This is a genomic window from Afipia massiliensis (assembly GCF_001006325.2).
GTDB lineage: Bacteria > Pseudomonadota > Alphaproteobacteria > Rhizobiales > Xanthobacteraceae > Afipia > Afipia massiliensis_A.
In genome coordinates this window covers 4,376,428-4,391,443 of record NZ_LBIA02000001.1, presented here as the reverse complement: position 1 = coordinate 4,391,443, position 15,016 = coordinate 4,376,428, and the positions used below count along the sequence as shown (strand labels likewise).

The window sequence follows — 15,016 nt, the reverse complement described above, 5'->3', positions numbered from 1 at the left end:
TACCTGTTGAGTCCGCTGGCGCGGGTTTGGAGCTTGTAATGATTGCGCTATTGATCGGCGGAACGGTCGTCCTGTGTATCGGCCTTCTCACGGTCGTTTTCGGGATTCCGATCAAGGAATTCAGCTTCGGCAACACGATGATCCTGGCAGGAGCCGTGGTGTCCTGCACCGGGCTGGTCCTGATCGGGCTGTATTTCGTTGGCCGGGAATTCAGGAACCTCGCGCGCCGCCTCGAAACCGGTTTGCCGGCGCCGGCTGTGCCGCGCGAACCTGCCGCCGAGCTTGAGGCTCCGGCCATTCGTCCGGCGCGCGCTGCTGTCCCTGAACCGCCGGCGGCGCCCCGTCCGATGCCCCCAAGGTCTCCCATCCGCGAAGAAAGAACTGCCCGCGAAGAAAGACTTGGCCGCGAAGAAAGGCCTGCCCGCGAGGATACGCTGTTCACCCGCGACCAGCCGTCCGACAGGGATCGGGATGATTTTGCCGACGAGACCGGCGATCACGGCCGCGCGCCGTCAGAACCGGCTGCCTGGGACGAACATCCGATCACCCGCAACCGCAATCTCGGAGCATCGAGCGAACCGTTCGATCCGCCTGCCGAACCCACGCCGCGCCAGCGCCGCAACATCATGTTTTCATCGTCCCGGCGCGACAAGAACCGCGAACTGTCGCCGCGCGATGCGTCGGCGTCGCCGGATGAAGGTCAGCATCAGTCCTCCGCGGAGGACACTCAGCGCGGTGACGCCGAGACGAATGCACCCAGCCCGTTCGAGAGCGCATGGCCGCAGTCCGGCAGACCGCGGCAGGAATCCCCCTTGTTTCCAAAGTCTCCGCTTCAAAACGGGCAGACTGCATCGCAGCCAGCCGCCGATGAGCAGGAGACGCCTGAGCCTGTCCGCGAACGATTTCCACGGCGCGCCGATGCGTCGTCGGTGACGATCGTGAAATCGGGTGTGGTCGATTCGATGGCGTACTCGCTGTATTCCGATGGCTCGATCGAGGCGCAGATGCCCGAAGGCATGGTGCGGTTCGCCTCCATCGACGAACTGCGCGCGCATCTGGACCAGCGCAACTAGGCGCGGATCAGCGCGGCGTTTGATGTCTGCCGTAACGGCTGCGAAGCGTCGTTACAGCTTCGCCCGCTCATGTCATATCTTGCGCGCCACAATGTAGGGACGGGCCTCGTTGCCCTTCGTTGCGTGGTTTTCAGTGGCAAGAATGTCGAAGCCTGCCGCACATATATGCCGCCTCAGGTCCGCCGCCCGAAAGACGCCTGCATAGGGTGCTTTGCCGATCGCGCGCATCGCGGGCAGCGCAAACTTGATGAGTGGGTTCATATCCCCGACGCAGGGTGTCTTGGAGATAAACAAACCCTCCGCTGCCAGCACGGCGTGGATGCGGCGCAGCGTGCCAGGCAGGTCGCGGACCAGATGGAGATAACTGAATCCCAGAACCGCGTTGAACTGTGCCGCAGCGGGTGTAAGCGCTTCTGCGGTCGCGGTGCGGAAGACAAGGGCCGGGATGGGGCCCGCGGCGTATTTCTCATTGGCAATCGCGATCATTTCAGCGGAAATATCCGTCGCAAGATAGCCTTGAACATGGTCCGCGAGCCGGAGCGCCGTTGTTCCTGTGCCGCAGCCCAACTCCAGCACCCGGTCGTTTGGTCGCAGCAGGGCGCGGGTCCGGTCCAGCGTGCGCTCATATCCGGCCTGATCCGCAATCGCACTGATGGCGTACTTCCGTGAACTCCGGTCCCAGAAACGGGCATCGCTCGCTGTGCTCATGGAGGGTATTCCTTTCAAGGCGGCTTAACATGCGCGGATAATGCACGGCAGCTTTCGGTACGTGGCGCGAACCGCTGCGGCTTCAAATAAAGCGCCGCAGTATTCAGTTCTTCTTGTCAGACTGGCAATAGTTCTTCCATACTTGCCAAGTATAGACGCCGCGGCCGGGCATCTGTTTGCTTGGGCTGGCTCGTTTTCGACTGCGCATCCGATCGCGTCTGAAAGACATCACCATGAGCGAAACCGCCCCCAAGGGATTCGTCGAGCTGACCGCGTCGATCGTGTCGGCCTATGTCAGCAACAACGCGACGACCGCCGCCGAAATTCCGGCCCTGATCAGTCAGATCCACGCCGCGCTGGTGCGGGTCTCAACCGGCGGCACCGAGGCCGCGGCCGAGCCGGCCAGGCCCGCGGTCTCCATCAAGAAATCGATGACCTCGGATTACCTCGTATGTCTCGAGGACGGAAAGCGCTTCAAGTCGCTGAAGCGGCACCTTCGGACGCAGTACAACATGAGCCCGGAGCAATACCGCGAGAAATGGGGCCTGCCGGCTGACTATCCGATGGTGGCTCCGAACTACGCCGTGGCCCGTTCCCAGCTCGCCAAGAAGATGGGTCTCGGCCAGCAGCGCCGCCGCCGGAAATAACGGCTGCCTGGCCAATAACGGGCTTGTCGCGCCCTAGGAATAATTCCACATTGGAGGCTTCCGGAGTCAAGTCCGGATAGCCTCTATATTTTTCCGGGGATCGCTATCCCCGGCATTTGCATCGTCACTAGGATATAGGTATAAATTCCTAGTGAGGTTCCGATGCTTGAAATCCGATCGTCCGCTTCCGGTTTTTCCCCGCCGCAATCCTCCAGCTCCGCCGAGTTTCGTCCGAACGACATTTGCCGTTTGGTCATTGCCTGCGTTGCGGCCGACTTTGGCCTCGCCGCCGCCGATCTTGAAAACGGGCTGCGCGGCTCGCAGCGCGCCGCTCTCGCACGGCAGATCGCGATGTATCTCGCCCATGTTGGTTTTAGCCTGACGTTTGAGGTCATCGGGCGTGCCTTCGGACGCGACCGCACCACCATCGCCCATGCCTGCCGCGTCGTGGAGGATGCCCGCGATGACATCTGGTTCGACTGCCGTGTCGCGACGCTCGAACTGATGAGCCGCGCGGCGGCTGGCGGAGACGGCCGATGAAGCGGCAGCAAGGCCGCTCGTCCGGCTCCGGCACTACTCGCCAAACGTCCGGCCATGAGATCGATGGGTTCCGCGCGCAACACCTCGACCTGTCGGTGCGCGATCTCATGACGGAAACCGGCATGGCGCAGGTGCTCGTCAACGACAACGAAAGCCCGCTGGGATGGTTGGCGCGCCGCAAGGGCCGCGACGGCCGCGCCATGATCGGGCCGGATCAGTTCATCGCAGGCGAACGCCTGCGCGCGGACTTCACGCGCGGACACCTGACGCCGCGCGTCTCGTCGAGTTGGACCGGCATCGGGCGAACGCGCGGAGCCGGCGGCGGTGGCGAGATGACAGATCTGATCGTCGCGTCGCGCCAGCGGGTGCGTCTGGCGCTGGACGCCTGCGGTCCGGAATTTTCCGGGTTGCTGCTCGACGTGTGCTGTTTCCTGCGCGGTCTGGAGGACGTCGAGCGCGAGCGCGGCTGGCCGTCACGGTCGGCGAAAGTCGTGCTGCAACTGGCGCTGGATCGGCTGGCGCGGCATTACGGACTGCGCAGCGATACAACCGGCACCGGCGCGGCCATCAGGACATGGCTGGCCGACGACGCGAGCTTTACGCCGTAGAGGACGCCAGCGTTTCGCGGGCGTCGTTCTTGATGCGCTCCACCATGGCCCGCAGGCCGTTGGAACGCTGCGGCGTCAGATGCTCGCGGAATCCGAATTCGTCGAAGATGGAGATCGGATCGGTCTTCAGAATGTCCTGCGGCGCCTTCCCGGACTGGATGGTCAGCAGGATCGCAATCAGCCCGCGCACGATATGTGCGTCGCTGTCGCCCTTGAAATTCAGCACGGGCTCGTCGCCGCCCCGGTCGATGCTGCGCGACAGCCAGACCTGGCTGGCGCAGCCCTGAACCTTGTTTTCGGCGGAATGCTCGGCGTCGGACATCGGCGCGAGCGTGCGGCCAAGTTCGATGACATAGCGGTAGCGGTCGTCCCACTCCTCGAGCAGTTCGAAATTGTCCCTGATCTCGTCGATGGTGGTCATGGCCGCCCGCTAACTCGTGTCAAATCCGTGCCAAAGATTCTGGCACGAGCCTTATATGAGATCGCGGAGCGTCGAAAGCCATAAGTTCCGGGCCTTTTCGGCCCGAAATATCGGCCGTTCCGGGCGGCCTTTATGGGTCCGTTGCCGTTCCCGAAGCCGGCGGCTGCCAGTCGATGGCGAGATCGTCTTGAGACAACGTCTGATGCACGATCGCCACGGTCCGGGATTCGCTCATATCGCGGTCATCCGGTGTGCCGATCGAGCCGGTATGATCCGGTGCTTTCTTGTTGGCCTTGTCGGTGGGCTCAGGCGCTTTCTTTTCGTTCTTGTCGCTCTTTTCGTTCTTGTCCGTGATGAACTGATAAACTTTCTTGGCGCCGGACTGGGCGCGTTCGCCGATGACGGTCGCAGCCTGTCCGCCGACCGTGCATGCCGCCGGCTGCCGGTTGCAGAACTGGCTCATGTCGGACACGGCCGCAGTGGCCGCCGAAATGGCTTCCGATGCGCCGATCTGCGGACCCTGGTCCGGAGCGGACGACTTGTCGGTCGGCAACAGCACGAGCACGAGCCCCAGCCAGAATGCCATGCGAAGAAGGAAGAACATCACACACCCCGTCGATCGCTTTCACCGGAGCTGCTTCACCGCCGTGAAGCGCTCCGCCCCGTTGCGATTGATCTCGCAATCATCCTCAGTCGTAGCAGACGCGGATAAATCCCCGGTTCTTGTGCTGTGTAAAATTTGAATGGTTTGATTTGGCGTAAATTTTCAATTGATAAGAAGCTATTTTGTTTTGAATGCCGCGCATGGACCTGTTGGAGCGCTCATCGGCCATGCACGATTTCGAAACCATAACGTCGCGGCATGGAAACTTCGCGTTCACCATTTCGGCCGAATGAAATCGCCGATTTCGCGCGAAACAGCGCATCCGAACGGTGTAACTCGCAATCGGCCCCGCGCCTTAGTGTTCGCTTAAGTTCACTCTGACACCATCGGCCAAACGAAAAACGGGGGCGTTCCGGCTGTCGATACGACGTCCGGCCGAGCAGTGAGAACAACGTGAGATTGTCCGGCATCATACGCGATCATCTGGACTCGCTGCTGCATCCATCAGCGCGGCGGGATCTGATGACGAGAGCCCGTCATCGCGCCTTCATCGGCCCGCGGCTGCTGGGCGGCCTTGCCGCGCTTGCTTCGCTGCCACTTTATCTTGCGGTTCGCGGAGCGCCGCAGGAAGTCGAAGTCATGGTGTTCGCATGGCTGATCGCGCCGATCCTCGTCTCATATTATTTGTCGCGCACAGGCCAATACGAGCGCGCGCACATATTGTCATCGACTGCGCTGGCTGCGGTGGTCATGGCGGTGTGCCTCAATACCGGAGGAATTTCCTCGTTCGCCGCGATCTGGCTGGTGGCCGTTCCGCTCGATGCGGCGCTGTCGGCCTCGCGGCGTGCGGTCGCCATCGCCGTCGCGCTTGCGCTCGGCTGTGCGCTGGGACTCGTGATGATCGACGCCTTCGGAGCCTTGCCGATGTCGCAGATTCCCGCCTCATACAGTTCGCTGTTCGAGGCGCTGGGTATCGCAACCGCGACGATCTACGCATCGGCGCTGGCGTTCAGCGCGGAATCGCTGGGCCGGATGAGCAGAAAGCTGCTGATGGTCGAGGAGGAGCGTTATCGCCTTCTCGCGCACAACATCAGCGACGTGATTTCCCGGCATAGCCGTAACGGTGCGATCCGGTTCATTTCGCCGGCTGCGGAGGCCTTGCTCGGTACGCCGGCGGCGCTGCTGCTGGAGCACGGACTGTTCGACCGCGTTCATGTCGCCGATCGTCCGGCTTACCTGACTGCCTTGTCGGAAGCCGCGCGCAGCGGCGACGAACGCAGTGTCGAATTCCGCGTGAGGCGGGATGTCGCGCGTGACTCCGATCATGCACGCACGCCGTCCGCCGACTTCGTCTGGATCGAAATGCGGTGCCGGCCGATCGACGCGACGTCAAGGTCGCTCGCGGGTCCCGATGTCGACGTGGTGGCCGTGATGCGCGACGTCACCGAGCGCAAGCTCCAGGAACAGGCGCTCGAGATGGCGCATATGGAAGCAGAGCGCGCGGGCGCATCCAAGTCGCGCTTCCTCGCCACGATGAGTCATGAATTGCGGACGCCGCTGAACGCCATTATCGGGTTCTCGGAAATGATCGTTCGCGAGAAGGAAATGATGATCGATGCGGCGCGCCGGCAGGAATACGCGCAGCTCATCAACGACTCCGGCCTGCATCTGCTCTCGGTGGTCAACGGCATTCTCGACATGTCGAAGATGGAAAGCGGCAACTTCGAGATCGTTCCCGAGCTGTTTGCCCCGCGCGAGTCCCTGATCGGCTGCTGCAACCTGATGGTTCTGAAAGCGCGCGAAAACGGCATCGAGATTGCCACGCGTGCGCCGGCGGACTTGCCTCAGATCACCGGCGATCCACGCGCCTTCAAGCAGATGATTCTGAATTTGCTGTCCAATGCGATCAAGTTCTCGGAGCGGGGCGGCACCGTCACCGTTTCCGCTGGCGTGGAAGGATCGCGCCTGCTGGTTCGTGTGGTCGACAGCGGCGTCGGTATCGGCGCCGAGGACCTGAAGCGGATCGGCGATCCGTTCTTTCAGGCCGGAAAGACCTATCAGCGCCGTCACGAAGGCACCGGACTTGGACTCTCCATCGTCAAGAGCCTGGTCGCGATGCATGGCGGCGAGATGACGGTACAAAGCCAGATCGACGTCGGCACGACCGTGACCGTTGCCTTGCCGATGGTGTTTACACCGCCGGCAGAAAAGCCCAGCAATATCGCAACCCTCGCGCCGCAGCGCGCGGAACCACAAGACTATCAGGTGAAGAAACGTGCCTAGACAGATTGCCGAAGACGACGAGAAACCCCGCCGCCGCCGTCGCGCCGCCGCCGTCGCGGTTGAGCCGGAGCCGGAGCGCGGCTTGATCATGCGCGTCCTGCTTCACAGCCCGAAGGATACACTGGCGGCAACTGCGGCGCTGGCGGCTGTGATCGCCATCGTCACCAATGCGATGTTCCTGCAGGCGGGCCGTCACCCATCGCCGATGTTCAGCACCGCTGCGGTATCGTCGCTGCCCGCCGTTGCGCCGTCGCCTGCGCCGCTGCCGCGGGTTCGTCCGGTTGAAGCCGAGGCTCGCGTTGTCGACAAGCCGCTGGAATCGGCGGCGCTTGCTCCTGCGAAGCCGGTCGCATCACCTGCCGCGCCGCGGCCTCCCGCGCCAATTCATGCGGCAAAGAGCGATCCGGTCGGCGATCTGATTGTTTCGACCCGTCGCATTGCCGCGGTCCAGCGTGCGCTGACCGAGTTTGGCTATGGCCAGCTTAAGCCGACCGGCGTTATCGGGACTGATACGCAGGCGGCGATTCAGAAATTCGAGCGGGATCGCAAGATGCCGCTCACGGGCCAGTTGTCCGATCGCCTGATTCGGGACCTGACGGTTCTGACCGGCCGCCCGCTCGACTAAGCGGCGTCACCCGTCAATGGTGAGACAGGCGGCTAACATCGTCGGCTCCGGCTATGGTAGCAACTCCCTGTCTTTCCATCCGCCTGATCGGTCCTGCCTCATGTCTCGCCTGAAATCGTCTATCTGGGTCGCGGGTTATCTGCGGCGATGCCAGAGCGCCGGCATGTTCGGCGCCGTCCGTCGCCGTGGCGCGGAGGAGGCGGGCGCGGTGTTCGTGAAGGTGGCGCTGATGGACGGGACCGCGCTGCTGTTCGTTCCGGCGCCGCAAACCGCCTACGACGACAGCCGGCCTATCGAGCGCGTTTTCACGCAGTCGCCGCCGCAGGCCGTGGACGAAGCCGCCATCGAAGCGCGCCTCGCCAAGGAAATCAGCTTCGATCCCGATGTCTGGATTGTCGAGATCGAGGACAGGGAAGGCCGGCACTTCCTCGATCTGGCAAAAAACTAACCACTACCCGCGCGATGTTTCGCGCGCCGTGACGTGCGTGCCCGGCTGAGCGGCGGGACGCGATTGCGCCGGCGTTGAACGGGCGCGCTGGCGTTCGTCATCGTAGAGTGCGGGGCGATATTTCGCCCGCGTGGCGGCCAGCGCCGCACCACGCCACGCCGCAAGCATGATCAGCGCAGTCCGCAATTCGATCACCTCGTAGAGGCGCGCCAGCCGGTAGACATCCATGACCGATGCGCCGAGCGACGGATTCAGAAACAACAGCACGCGCTGATATGATTCACCGGGCATGCCGAGGGCCTTGAGCGCGCAGGCCAGCGGCTCGCCGCCGGGTTCATTGACGATCTGGGCCGCAACCCTGGAGGTCAGGATCAGGGCATCGGCGAGCTCGGCGGCAAAGTCCGAGGCATCGGCCGCCAGTGCAGCCTGTTCCAGGGCCGCAACCGCGCGGGTCGCGCGGCGCGGGTCGACCGGTGTTGATGGTTTCAGCGGCGTGTCGGTCAGACCATGAAGCATCTGGGCGCGTTGGGTGCGGTCGGCTGACAGAAACATCTCGATCAGCTGCGCCGCATCGTCCGGCTGCATCGACATGGTTGGTGCGGGCATCATCGCAGGAGCGACCGAGACCTCGGGCTCCGATACGATCTCCAGATCCGCCGGATCGATCAATGTATCGTCGAGAATATGCTCATCGTTCGCTGAAACGGGCTGCGGTTTGCCCGTCGTGTATTTCAACTGCAGCTTCCGGGCGATTTCACGCGGAGTGTTCGGATAGATCGCAAGCCGCGCCCGCACGGCGGCGCGCGTGGCGTCGTCCACCTCATCGATCAGGCGCGAAGCCAGCTCGGCGAACTGCCGTTCCTCGTCGCGGGTATGGTCGGCGGTCTGGACATAGAGGTCCGTCAGCACGCGCAGCAGCGTCGGGCGAATATCAACGCCCTCGCGCCGGGACAGAGTCATCAGGCCATCAAAGCCGTGAAACATCGGGAGTGTCGTCATGCCGGATACGCGAGGTTAAGTCTCGGCCTGACGTTATCCGGCGCCTGTTAACAAGCCATTAACCATGCTCACTCTTAATGACCGGGTGCCGCCGATCCTTGAGCCAATCCTTGAGGAAAAGCAGGGCGGCCAGGAGAGATCGATATGGGCACCATTGTTGAATTTCCGGTCGATGCAGCGGCGCGCCGCGCCGGACCGGATGTGAACATGGCCCCGCGCGAGGGAACGGCAACCATCCTGATTCTCCCCGCCATCCGGATCGAGCGTTACGCTGACGAAGCCAGCGATGGAATCGGACCGGAGGAGGGAACGGCACCAGGCCGCCGTCGCAAGCGCCGGGCGCGTTCCTGACCAGCGTTCAGAGTCTCTGCCGGCGAGAGCCTCGCCGGATCGGCAACGCTGTAACACCGGGCCGCGATGTGTAATCCGCTTTATCTTTTGCCGTTCGTGGCGAGCCTCGCATGTGCGAGTGATGACTTCGGCCGCACGCGCTCGACGTTTTATCATGAAGACATGCACAAGTGGGTCGGCGTCGAGGCCACCACGGCGCTGGGCGGTCAGCCGTCGCAATTCCAGTTGACCGATCTGGAACGATCGCTGCGCGATCTTGCCTACTACTTCATCGAACCGCCGCACTCACGCCCGGCGTGGAAAGCAGTGTTCGGCGATTACAAAACGATACCGGCGCCCTGGCGGCAGACGGTCGTTTTCGACCGGACGATTTATGGACGCCGCATGATCGATGAACCGCACCGCTCGCAGGCCGCGGCCTACGGTGGATTGATGGAGGACGTGCGCAACGACGGCGTCATGCTCGATCAGTTCATTCCGGTCGCTCTGCGCGTCAACGATCTCGACATCAAGCGCAACAAGGCGCTCGGGATCGTCTCTGAACTGTCGCCACGCGAATACGCCGATGCGCAGGCGCGCATGCGCGAGAATGTGCTGGTGGTGCAGTGGGTGCAGCAATGCCTGCAGCAGCGCGTGGCGTCCTACAGATGGGCGCTGGATCGGCTGGTGATCCACGCGCCGGATGCGATGGCTGCGGATGCCGACCGCCTGATCGTGCAATTGTCCAAGCGGGCATCGGAGACGTGGATTAAGGCCACGCCGGTCGTTGGTCGCGCGCTGCGTGTAGGTGGTTGATTTTACTGCTGTTTCTGTCTCTTTGCGCTCAGATGTGCGGCAGAACGTCGCGTTGAGTCCGCCCGCAATCGGTTGTTTGTTCCTGAGACAACACGCCAGCTGATTTGCCGCGAGATGAAAAATGGGGGATGGAATGACAGGTTCCCCAATTGCCAAGGTGTTTCTCTTCGGTCGGAACTTCGGAACGTTGATCGCGCTGAGTTTCACCGTTGCCGTGCCTGCGTTTTTCATCGTCTACGCGCTTGAACAGCGTCTCGTGTTGCCTGCGCTGAGCGTGCTGTTTTTCGGAACAGCGGCGCTGGCAGCAGTGATAGCGCTCTCGACCAGGGCGAGGCGGAACACGGAGAACCTGAATCTCTGGGATATCGCTGGTGGCCTGGTTATTACCGGTTGTGCTGCGTCCGTGATGGGCGAACCGGAACAAGTCGTGCAATTGTTCGAGCATCTGTTCGAACGCCGAACTTATGAACAATAGGGAGATACGTAGAACTTAGATCGTAGACTTGGAATATAGACGACCAGGCCGGGCCCCTCTGGCAGCCGCGAGGCTGCGATGTCGGACTGGAATTCACTTGGAGTGGCCCCTTGGATATGCGGCAACGTCCGCCTGTGATGCACTGACTTAAGCGAGTTGGTGGGTGACAGGCAGCGAAGATCCGTAATCGCCTGTGACAGGAGGCCGCTCTTCCTCAACAAAAAAGGGAAGCCCGGCTTATGTTTGATTTCATCACACCAGAAGTTTTGACTGCACTCTTTCAGGTCATCCTTATCGACCTGGTTCTTGCTGGCGACAACGCCATCGTCATCGGCCTCGCTGCTGCTGGCCTGCCAAAGGAACAGCGCAACAAGGCAATCCTGATCGGCATCATCGCCGCCACGGTGCTTCGCATCGTGTTCGCAGGTCTTACAACCCAGCTTTTGGCCATTGTCGGTCTGCTGCTTGCGGGCGGCATCCTGCTGTTGTGGGTCTGCTGGAAGATGTGGCGCGAATTGCGCTCCGGCGCCGGGCACGAAGAAAATCCTGTGACAGATGAAAATGGGGTGGCGGTCGAAGGGATGCCGACCAAGACGCTGGCCCAGGCAACCTGGCAAATCATCGTCGCCGACGTCTCGATGTCGTTGGACAACGTCCTCGCTGTTGCAGGCGCGGCCCGCGAGCATCCATGGGTTCTGGTATTCGGTCTTGCGCTGTCGATCGCGATGATGGGCGTTGCCGCATCGTTCATTGCGAAGTTGCTGCAGAAGCACCGCTGGATCGCCTATGTCGGCCTCGCGGTCATCCTCTACGTTGCCGGCGAGATGATCTATCGCGGCGCGCTGGAGATCTGGCCGCATGTGAATAATGTGAAGTAAGGGATACTGAGAACGCCGCCCGCAGGTTCGATTGCGGGCGGCGTTGTCATTTCGATCAGGCGACCTTGACCAGATTGTGCACCGGCAGCGGTCCGCCGGGAAACTGGACAAGCTTTCCACCGACTGCGAGCGAACCAAGATCGATGCCGAAGAAGCCGAGCCGGTCGATCAGCGCTGCGACTTCCGCCTTCGCGGCGTTGTCATCACCGGAATAGAGGAGGACGCGCTTGCCGCCGTCGGCTTGCGGGTCACTCGCGAGCACGTGCGCTTGCAGATGGTTGAACGCCTTGACCACGCGCGCGCCCGGCACAAGCCCGGCGAAGACTTCGCTCGAGATCCGGCCATTCAGTTCAGCGGGCTTGAACAGCGGCGCTTCAATCGGGTTGTTGGCGTCGATCACGATGCGGCCGTTCCAGGCGGGCAGGCCGGCAAGCGCGGCCGGCAGTTTCGACCAGTTCACCGCGACGAGAACGATGTCCTTGCTCGCGGCTTCCGTCACCGTGCCGGCCCTGATGGAGGGGCCAATCTCGCGAACGAGATCCTTGAGTGAAGCAGGGCCGCGGCTGTTGGCGATGGTTGCCTCTATTCCGGCACTGGCAAGCCTGCGTGCGACGGCTGAACCGATTGAGCCCGATCCGATAATTCCGATTGTCTTGGTCATCGTGTGTTCCTTTCAGGTTTTAGGCGTATGAGTTGATTTCAAAGCCGGTTCAGCGCGCGCTGATCTGGCGCATCAGCGAGCCGATGTCGGTGACGCCCCAGTGATCGGTGATCTGACCGTCGCGGACGCGCATGATGTCGATGGCCTCAAAGGTGATGTCGCGGCCGGTCGGGGCGACGCCGTTGAATTCTCCGAGATGCTTGCCGTGGTAGGTCTTGTGCGATGTCACGAGATCGCCCTCGGCAACCTGACGATGAATGACGGCGCGGAAGCCGGGGAAGGCTTTGCGAAGTGTGAGGTAGACGTTACGGGTGCCCTCGCGGTCGTTGGCGAATCCCGGGAACGCGGTCCGGTCGACGTAGCTTGCCGCGAACAGCTTTTCGAAATTCGCGAAGTTGCCGTCGCGCTGCACTTCCTCGATGACCGTGCGCACCACGGCCTTGTTGGCTTCGAGATGGGCGCCGGTGTTCTGGGCAAAGGCCTGGGTGACGCTGCCGGCGAGGGCGAGAGCAATCAGAAAACCGCGGCGGGTGGATGAGACTGGCTGGGACATTGTCTGGCTCCGTTTGGCTGGTGACGGACCCGATATCGCCTGTTTATTGGCAACTGATTAGCAGGTAATTGCTGTATTTATTTTCAACTAATCGTATAAAATGGTGACATGGAAACGCTGGCCAATCTCGAGTCCTTCGTTCAAAGCGCTGAAAATGGTGGGTTTTCTGCCGCAGCCCGCCGTCTGGCGCTGACGCCGGCTGCGGTCAGCCGCAACGTCGCGATACTGGAGCGGAATCTCGGAATCCGCCTGTTTCAGCGCAGCACGCGCAAGCTGACGCTGACTGAGGCCGGGGAGCGTTTTCTGCTTGAGATACGCGGCAATCTCGAAGGCCTTCAGGTCGCCATCGCCGGAGCGGCGACGGACCACGGCGAGCCTGCCGGCGTGCTCAAGGTCAGCCTCAGTCCGACATTTGGCGCGGACTATGTTCTGCCGCTGCTGCCCGCGTTTCTCGCGCGCTATCCGCGCATTCGCGCTGACTGGCAATTCGAGAACCGGCAGGTCGATCTGATCGCCGAAGGATTCGATGCGGCGATCGGCGGCGGTATCGAACTCGCACCGGGCGTCATCTCACGGCCGCTTGCGCCGTTGCACATCATCGCGGTTGCATCGCCGGCCTATCTGAAAGGCCGCACACTGCCGCCAGATCCTTCGGGACTTGCCGCGTTCGATGGCATCGTGATGCGCGCTGCGCGGACTGGACGGGTGCGGCAGTGGACCATGCGCAACGCCGCAGGTTCGGAAGTCGATGTGCAATTGCCGGGCACGATCGTGTTCAACGATCCCTCCGCGATGTGCCGGGCAGCGCTGCTCGGTCTTGGCGTGACATTGATCGCGGTGCCGGATGCATTGCACCACCTCGAAAGCGGCGCGCTCGTGCGCGTCGTGCCGCAATGGTACGCTGACGCAGGCTCGATCTCGGTCTATTATGCGACCCGCACGTTGCTGCCGGCGAAGACGCGCGCGTTTGTCGATTTCGTCGCCGACACCTTCCGCCGCGAGCGTCTCGCCGAACGGTTTGCGGGGAGCATCGGCTAGTGTCCCGTATCCGACGTTCGCTTTACTTTGCGGCGGGTCCAACGCGAACGTCGGATACGAAAGGACACTAGCAAACTATAATTCTAGTGATCCTTTGGTTCTGACATTCGTAAGGGCGCCTGCTGGGAAGTGATACGAATGTCAGAACCGGATCACTAGCGAACTATCGCTTCGCTTGCGGCGTATCGGTTTGTACGCGGCAATTCGCAGCGGCCAGCGACGCCTGCGCCTGCGGCATCAGGCCGGGTTCTGCGGCCAGTGCCTTGAGCAGGATCAGGCCGGTTGTGGTCGGCGAGTCGATGATCAGCCGGTCGGCGGCGGTGACTTCCTCGTCTTCCGGCAATTCGGCGTGCTGTGCCGCCGTCATCAGGTCGAGTTCGATCACGCGCCGCCCGGCCGAGCGATCATTGATCGCGTAATACGCGACATCGTTGCGCGTGTAGAACGACACCGATGTGTAGGCCTGACTGACCGGCACCGTGAGCTTGATCGGACCGTTCGAGAGATCGTAGCGGCAGGCGGCGCTTGCGAAAGCCGGGTCCATGAACGGCATCGGCGCCTTGCCGGGCTCTGCCGCGGGCAGCGCGGTGACGGCATTGAGCCTGGTGATCGGCGCGAGGCGCGAATAGGCATCGAGCGTGGCGACGCGGGGAAGCACAAGCACGCTGACGAGGTGCACGACCCCGCCGAGCAACGCGCCACCGATGATTGCGAACAGCCAGCGGATCATGGGCACCCCACCGTCACGATGGAGGGCATCGGCGCATCCTTCTGCGTGCGCGTTCCGACGCCGACCGGCGTATCGTAAAGCCGGAGCGCCAGCATGTAGTGGTCGAGACCGCCTGTCGGCAGCCAGTTTCCGGCGCGCGACCGCGATGTGATCCGGACCTCGAAGCCTCCGTCCGATCCGCGGACGATTTCCTGACTGGTGAAGCCGTAACGCTGCAGCGAATTGGCGACGAGCCGTCCCTTGGGATCGTAGAACGTCAGGGTCCAGAACCGCGCGGCGGGCGTCACGCCTTTCACGACGACATCGCATCGTCCGTCGAGTTGGCGGCCGGTATCATCGGTCGTGGCCGTGAACATGACGCCATCGCCGGTGCCGACCGGAAGTTCGCCGCTGCGCGCGACCGAGGCGCGCGAGTAGGGGTCGATGTCGCTCGTGCCGGTTTTCGGACGTGCGGTCCATGCGCCGATCTTGATGGTGCCGACGTTGACGCCGCGCGTCGCCGTCATCCATGTCGTGCCGAGGCCGACGATGGTTGCGATGGTCAGTGTGACGAGAGTGATGAGGATCAGCCGCACGGTG

At 62.4% G+C, this 15,016-nt stretch carries 20 protein-coding genes; 12 read left to right on the top strand and 8 right to left on the bottom strand.

All coding sequences use genetic code 11. The features are described from left to right. Nucleotides 1-38 precede the first annotated feature (38 nt). Nucleotides 39-1,073, top strand: coding sequence for a hypothetical protein (locus YH63_RS21125; protein ID WP_046830225.1), 1,035 nt, complete (start codon nucleotides 39-41; stop codon nucleotides 1,071-1,073). 72 nt (nucleotides 1,074-1,145) lie between these two features. On the opposite strand, the gene YH63_RS21120 is transcribed toward YH63_RS21125, so the two are convergent. Then, nucleotides 1,146-1,781, bottom strand: a complete 636-nt coding sequence (locus YH63_RS21120) for a class I SAM-dependent methyltransferase (RefSeq protein WP_046830224.1) — start codon at nucleotides 1,779-1,781, stop codon at nucleotides 1,146-1,148. A 233-nt stretch (nucleotides 1,782-2,014) separates the two neighbouring features. On the opposite strand from YH63_RS21120, the gene YH63_RS21115 reads away from it, so the two are divergent. The 3 genes from YH63_RS21115 (at nucleotide 2,015) to YH63_RS21105 (ending at nucleotide 3,576) form a co-directional block, all read left to right on the top strand. Beyond that, nucleotides 2,015-2,428: a MucR family transcriptional regulator gene (locus YH63_RS21115; protein WP_046830223.1), complete on the top strand. Its 414-nt coding sequence runs from the start codon at nucleotides 2,015-2,017 to the stop codon at nucleotides 2,426-2,428. A 162-nt stretch (nucleotides 2,429-2,590) separates the two neighbouring features. After that, nucleotides 2,591-2,968 (top strand): helix-turn-helix domain-containing protein, encoded by a 378-nt coding sequence (locus tag YH63_RS21110; protein ID WP_046830222.1) that lies wholly within the window; start codon nucleotides 2,591-2,593, stop codon nucleotides 2,966-2,968. Then, on the top strand, nucleotides 2,965-3,576 hold the full coding sequence (locus YH63_RS21105; RefSeq protein ID WP_046830221.1) for a DUF6456 domain-containing protein: 612 nt from the start codon (nucleotides 2,965-2,967) through the stop codon (nucleotides 3,574-3,576). The genes YH63_RS21110 and YH63_RS21105 overlap by 4 nt, the downstream gene beginning before the upstream one ends. On the opposite strand, the gene YH63_RS21100 is transcribed toward YH63_RS21105, so the two are convergent. Both YH63_RS21100 and YH63_RS21095 read right to left on the bottom strand, forming a co-directional pair. After that, on the bottom strand, nucleotides 3,566-3,997 hold the full coding sequence (locus tag YH63_RS21100; RefSeq protein ID WP_046830220.1) for a SufE family protein: 432 nt from the start codon (nucleotides 3,995-3,997) through the stop codon (nucleotides 3,566-3,568). The genes YH63_RS21105 and YH63_RS21100 overlap by 11 nt on opposite strands. A 130-nt stretch (nucleotides 3,998-4,127) precedes the next feature. Further along, nucleotides 4,128-4,601 carry a DUF5330 domain-containing protein gene (locus tag YH63_RS21095; protein ID WP_046830219.1) on the bottom strand — a complete coding sequence of 158 codons (474 nt, stop codon included), beginning with the start codon at nucleotides 4,599-4,601 and terminating at the stop codon, nucleotides 4,128-4,130. 522 nt (nucleotides 4,602-5,123) lie between these two features. On the opposite strand from YH63_RS21095, the gene YH63_RS21090 reads away from it, so the two are divergent. The 3 genes from YH63_RS21090 (at nucleotide 5,124) to YH63_RS21080 (ending at nucleotide 7,957) form a co-directional block, all read left to right on the top strand. Then, nucleotides 5,124-6,884: a PAS domain-containing sensor histidine kinase gene (locus YH63_RS21090; protein ID WP_433995105.1), complete on the top strand. Its 1,761-nt coding sequence runs from the start codon at nucleotides 5,124-5,126 to the stop codon at nucleotides 6,882-6,884. Beyond that, entirely contained in the window at nucleotides 6,877-7,509 is a 633-nt protein-coding gene (locus YH63_RS21085) for a peptidoglycan-binding domain-containing protein (RefSeq protein ID WP_046830217.1), read from the top strand. The genes YH63_RS21090 and YH63_RS21085 overlap by 8 nt, the downstream gene beginning before the upstream one ends. A 100-nt stretch (nucleotides 7,510-7,609) precedes the next feature. Next, the gene (locus tag YH63_RS21080; protein ID WP_046830216.1) at nucleotides 7,610-7,957 is read left to right on the top strand and encodes a DUF1491 family protein; all 348 of its coding nucleotides are present in this window, start codon (nucleotides 7,610-7,612) and stop codon (nucleotides 7,955-7,957) included. Between the two features lie 3 nt (nucleotides 7,958-7,960). Here the strand turns inward: YH63_RS21080 and YH63_RS21075 are convergent, their stop codons facing one another. Next, a complete protein-coding gene (locus tag YH63_RS21075; RefSeq protein ID WP_046830215.1) occupies nucleotides 7,961-8,956 on the bottom strand; it encodes a DUF2336 domain-containing protein in 996 nt (331 codons plus the stop codon). A gap of 144 nt (nucleotides 8,957-9,100) precedes the next feature. Here YH63_RS21075 and YH63_RS21070 point away from each other — a divergent pair, with 144 nt between their 5' ends. The 4 genes from YH63_RS21070 to YH63_RS21055 all read left to right on the top strand — a co-directional run bounded on the left by YH63_RS21070 (nucleotide 9,101) and on the right by YH63_RS21055 (nucleotide 11,455). Beyond that, nucleotides 9,101-9,307: a hypothetical protein gene (locus YH63_RS21070; protein WP_019197873.1), complete on the top strand. Its 207-nt coding sequence runs from the start codon at nucleotides 9,101-9,103 to the stop codon at nucleotides 9,305-9,307. Nucleotides 9,308-9,373: 66 nt separating this feature from the next. Further along, nucleotides 9,374-10,102 (top strand): hypothetical protein, encoded by a 729-nt coding sequence (locus tag YH63_RS21065; protein WP_046830214.1) that lies wholly within the window; start codon nucleotides 9,374-9,376, stop codon nucleotides 10,100-10,102. Nucleotides 10,103-10,223: 121 nt separating this feature from the next. After that, complete coding sequence (locus tag YH63_RS21060) at nucleotides 10,224-10,577, top strand: hypothetical protein (RefSeq protein ID WP_246658097.1); 354 nt, start codon at nucleotides 10,224-10,226, stop codon at nucleotides 10,575-10,577. 239 nt (nucleotides 10,578-10,816) lie between these two features. Next, nucleotides 10,817-11,455, top strand: coding sequence for a TerC family protein (locus YH63_RS21055; RefSeq protein ID WP_046830213.1), 639 nt, complete (start codon nucleotides 10,817-10,819; stop codon nucleotides 11,453-11,455). 55 nt (nucleotides 11,456-11,510) lie between these two features. On the opposite strand, the gene YH63_RS21050 is transcribed toward YH63_RS21055, so the two are convergent. Both YH63_RS21050 and YH63_RS21045 read right to left on the bottom strand, forming a co-directional pair. Then, nucleotides 11,511-12,116 carry an NADPH-dependent F420 reductase gene (locus YH63_RS21050; protein WP_046830212.1) on the bottom strand — a complete coding sequence of 202 codons (606 nt, stop codon included), beginning with the start codon at nucleotides 12,114-12,116 and terminating at the stop codon, nucleotides 11,511-11,513. Nucleotides 12,117-12,165: 49 nt separating this feature from the next. Next, nucleotides 12,166-12,669: an ester cyclase gene (locus YH63_RS21045; protein WP_083992755.1), complete on the bottom strand. Its 504-nt coding sequence runs from the start codon at nucleotides 12,667-12,669 to the stop codon at nucleotides 12,166-12,168. A gap of 108 nt (nucleotides 12,670-12,777) precedes the next feature. Here YH63_RS21045 and YH63_RS21040 point away from each other — a divergent pair, with 108 nt between their 5' ends. Further along, nucleotides 12,778-13,707 (top strand): LysR family transcriptional regulator, encoded by a 930-nt coding sequence (locus YH63_RS21040; RefSeq protein ID WP_046830211.1) that lies wholly within the window; start codon nucleotides 12,778-12,780, stop codon nucleotides 13,705-13,707. A 163-nt stretch (nucleotides 13,708-13,870) separates the two neighbouring features. On the opposite strand, the gene YH63_RS21035 is transcribed toward YH63_RS21040, so the two are convergent. Both YH63_RS21035 and YH63_RS21030 read right to left on the bottom strand, forming a co-directional pair. Further along, nucleotides 13,871-14,437: a DUF1254 domain-containing protein gene (locus YH63_RS21035; protein WP_046830210.1), complete on the bottom strand. Its 567-nt coding sequence runs from the start codon at nucleotides 14,435-14,437 to the stop codon at nucleotides 13,871-13,873. After that, entirely contained in the window at nucleotides 14,434-15,012 is a 579-nt protein-coding gene (locus YH63_RS21030) for a DUF1214 domain-containing protein (protein ID WP_046830209.1), read from the bottom strand. The genes YH63_RS21035 and YH63_RS21030 overlap by 4 nt, the downstream gene beginning before the upstream one ends. Nucleotides 15,013-15,016 lie beyond the last annotated feature (4 nt).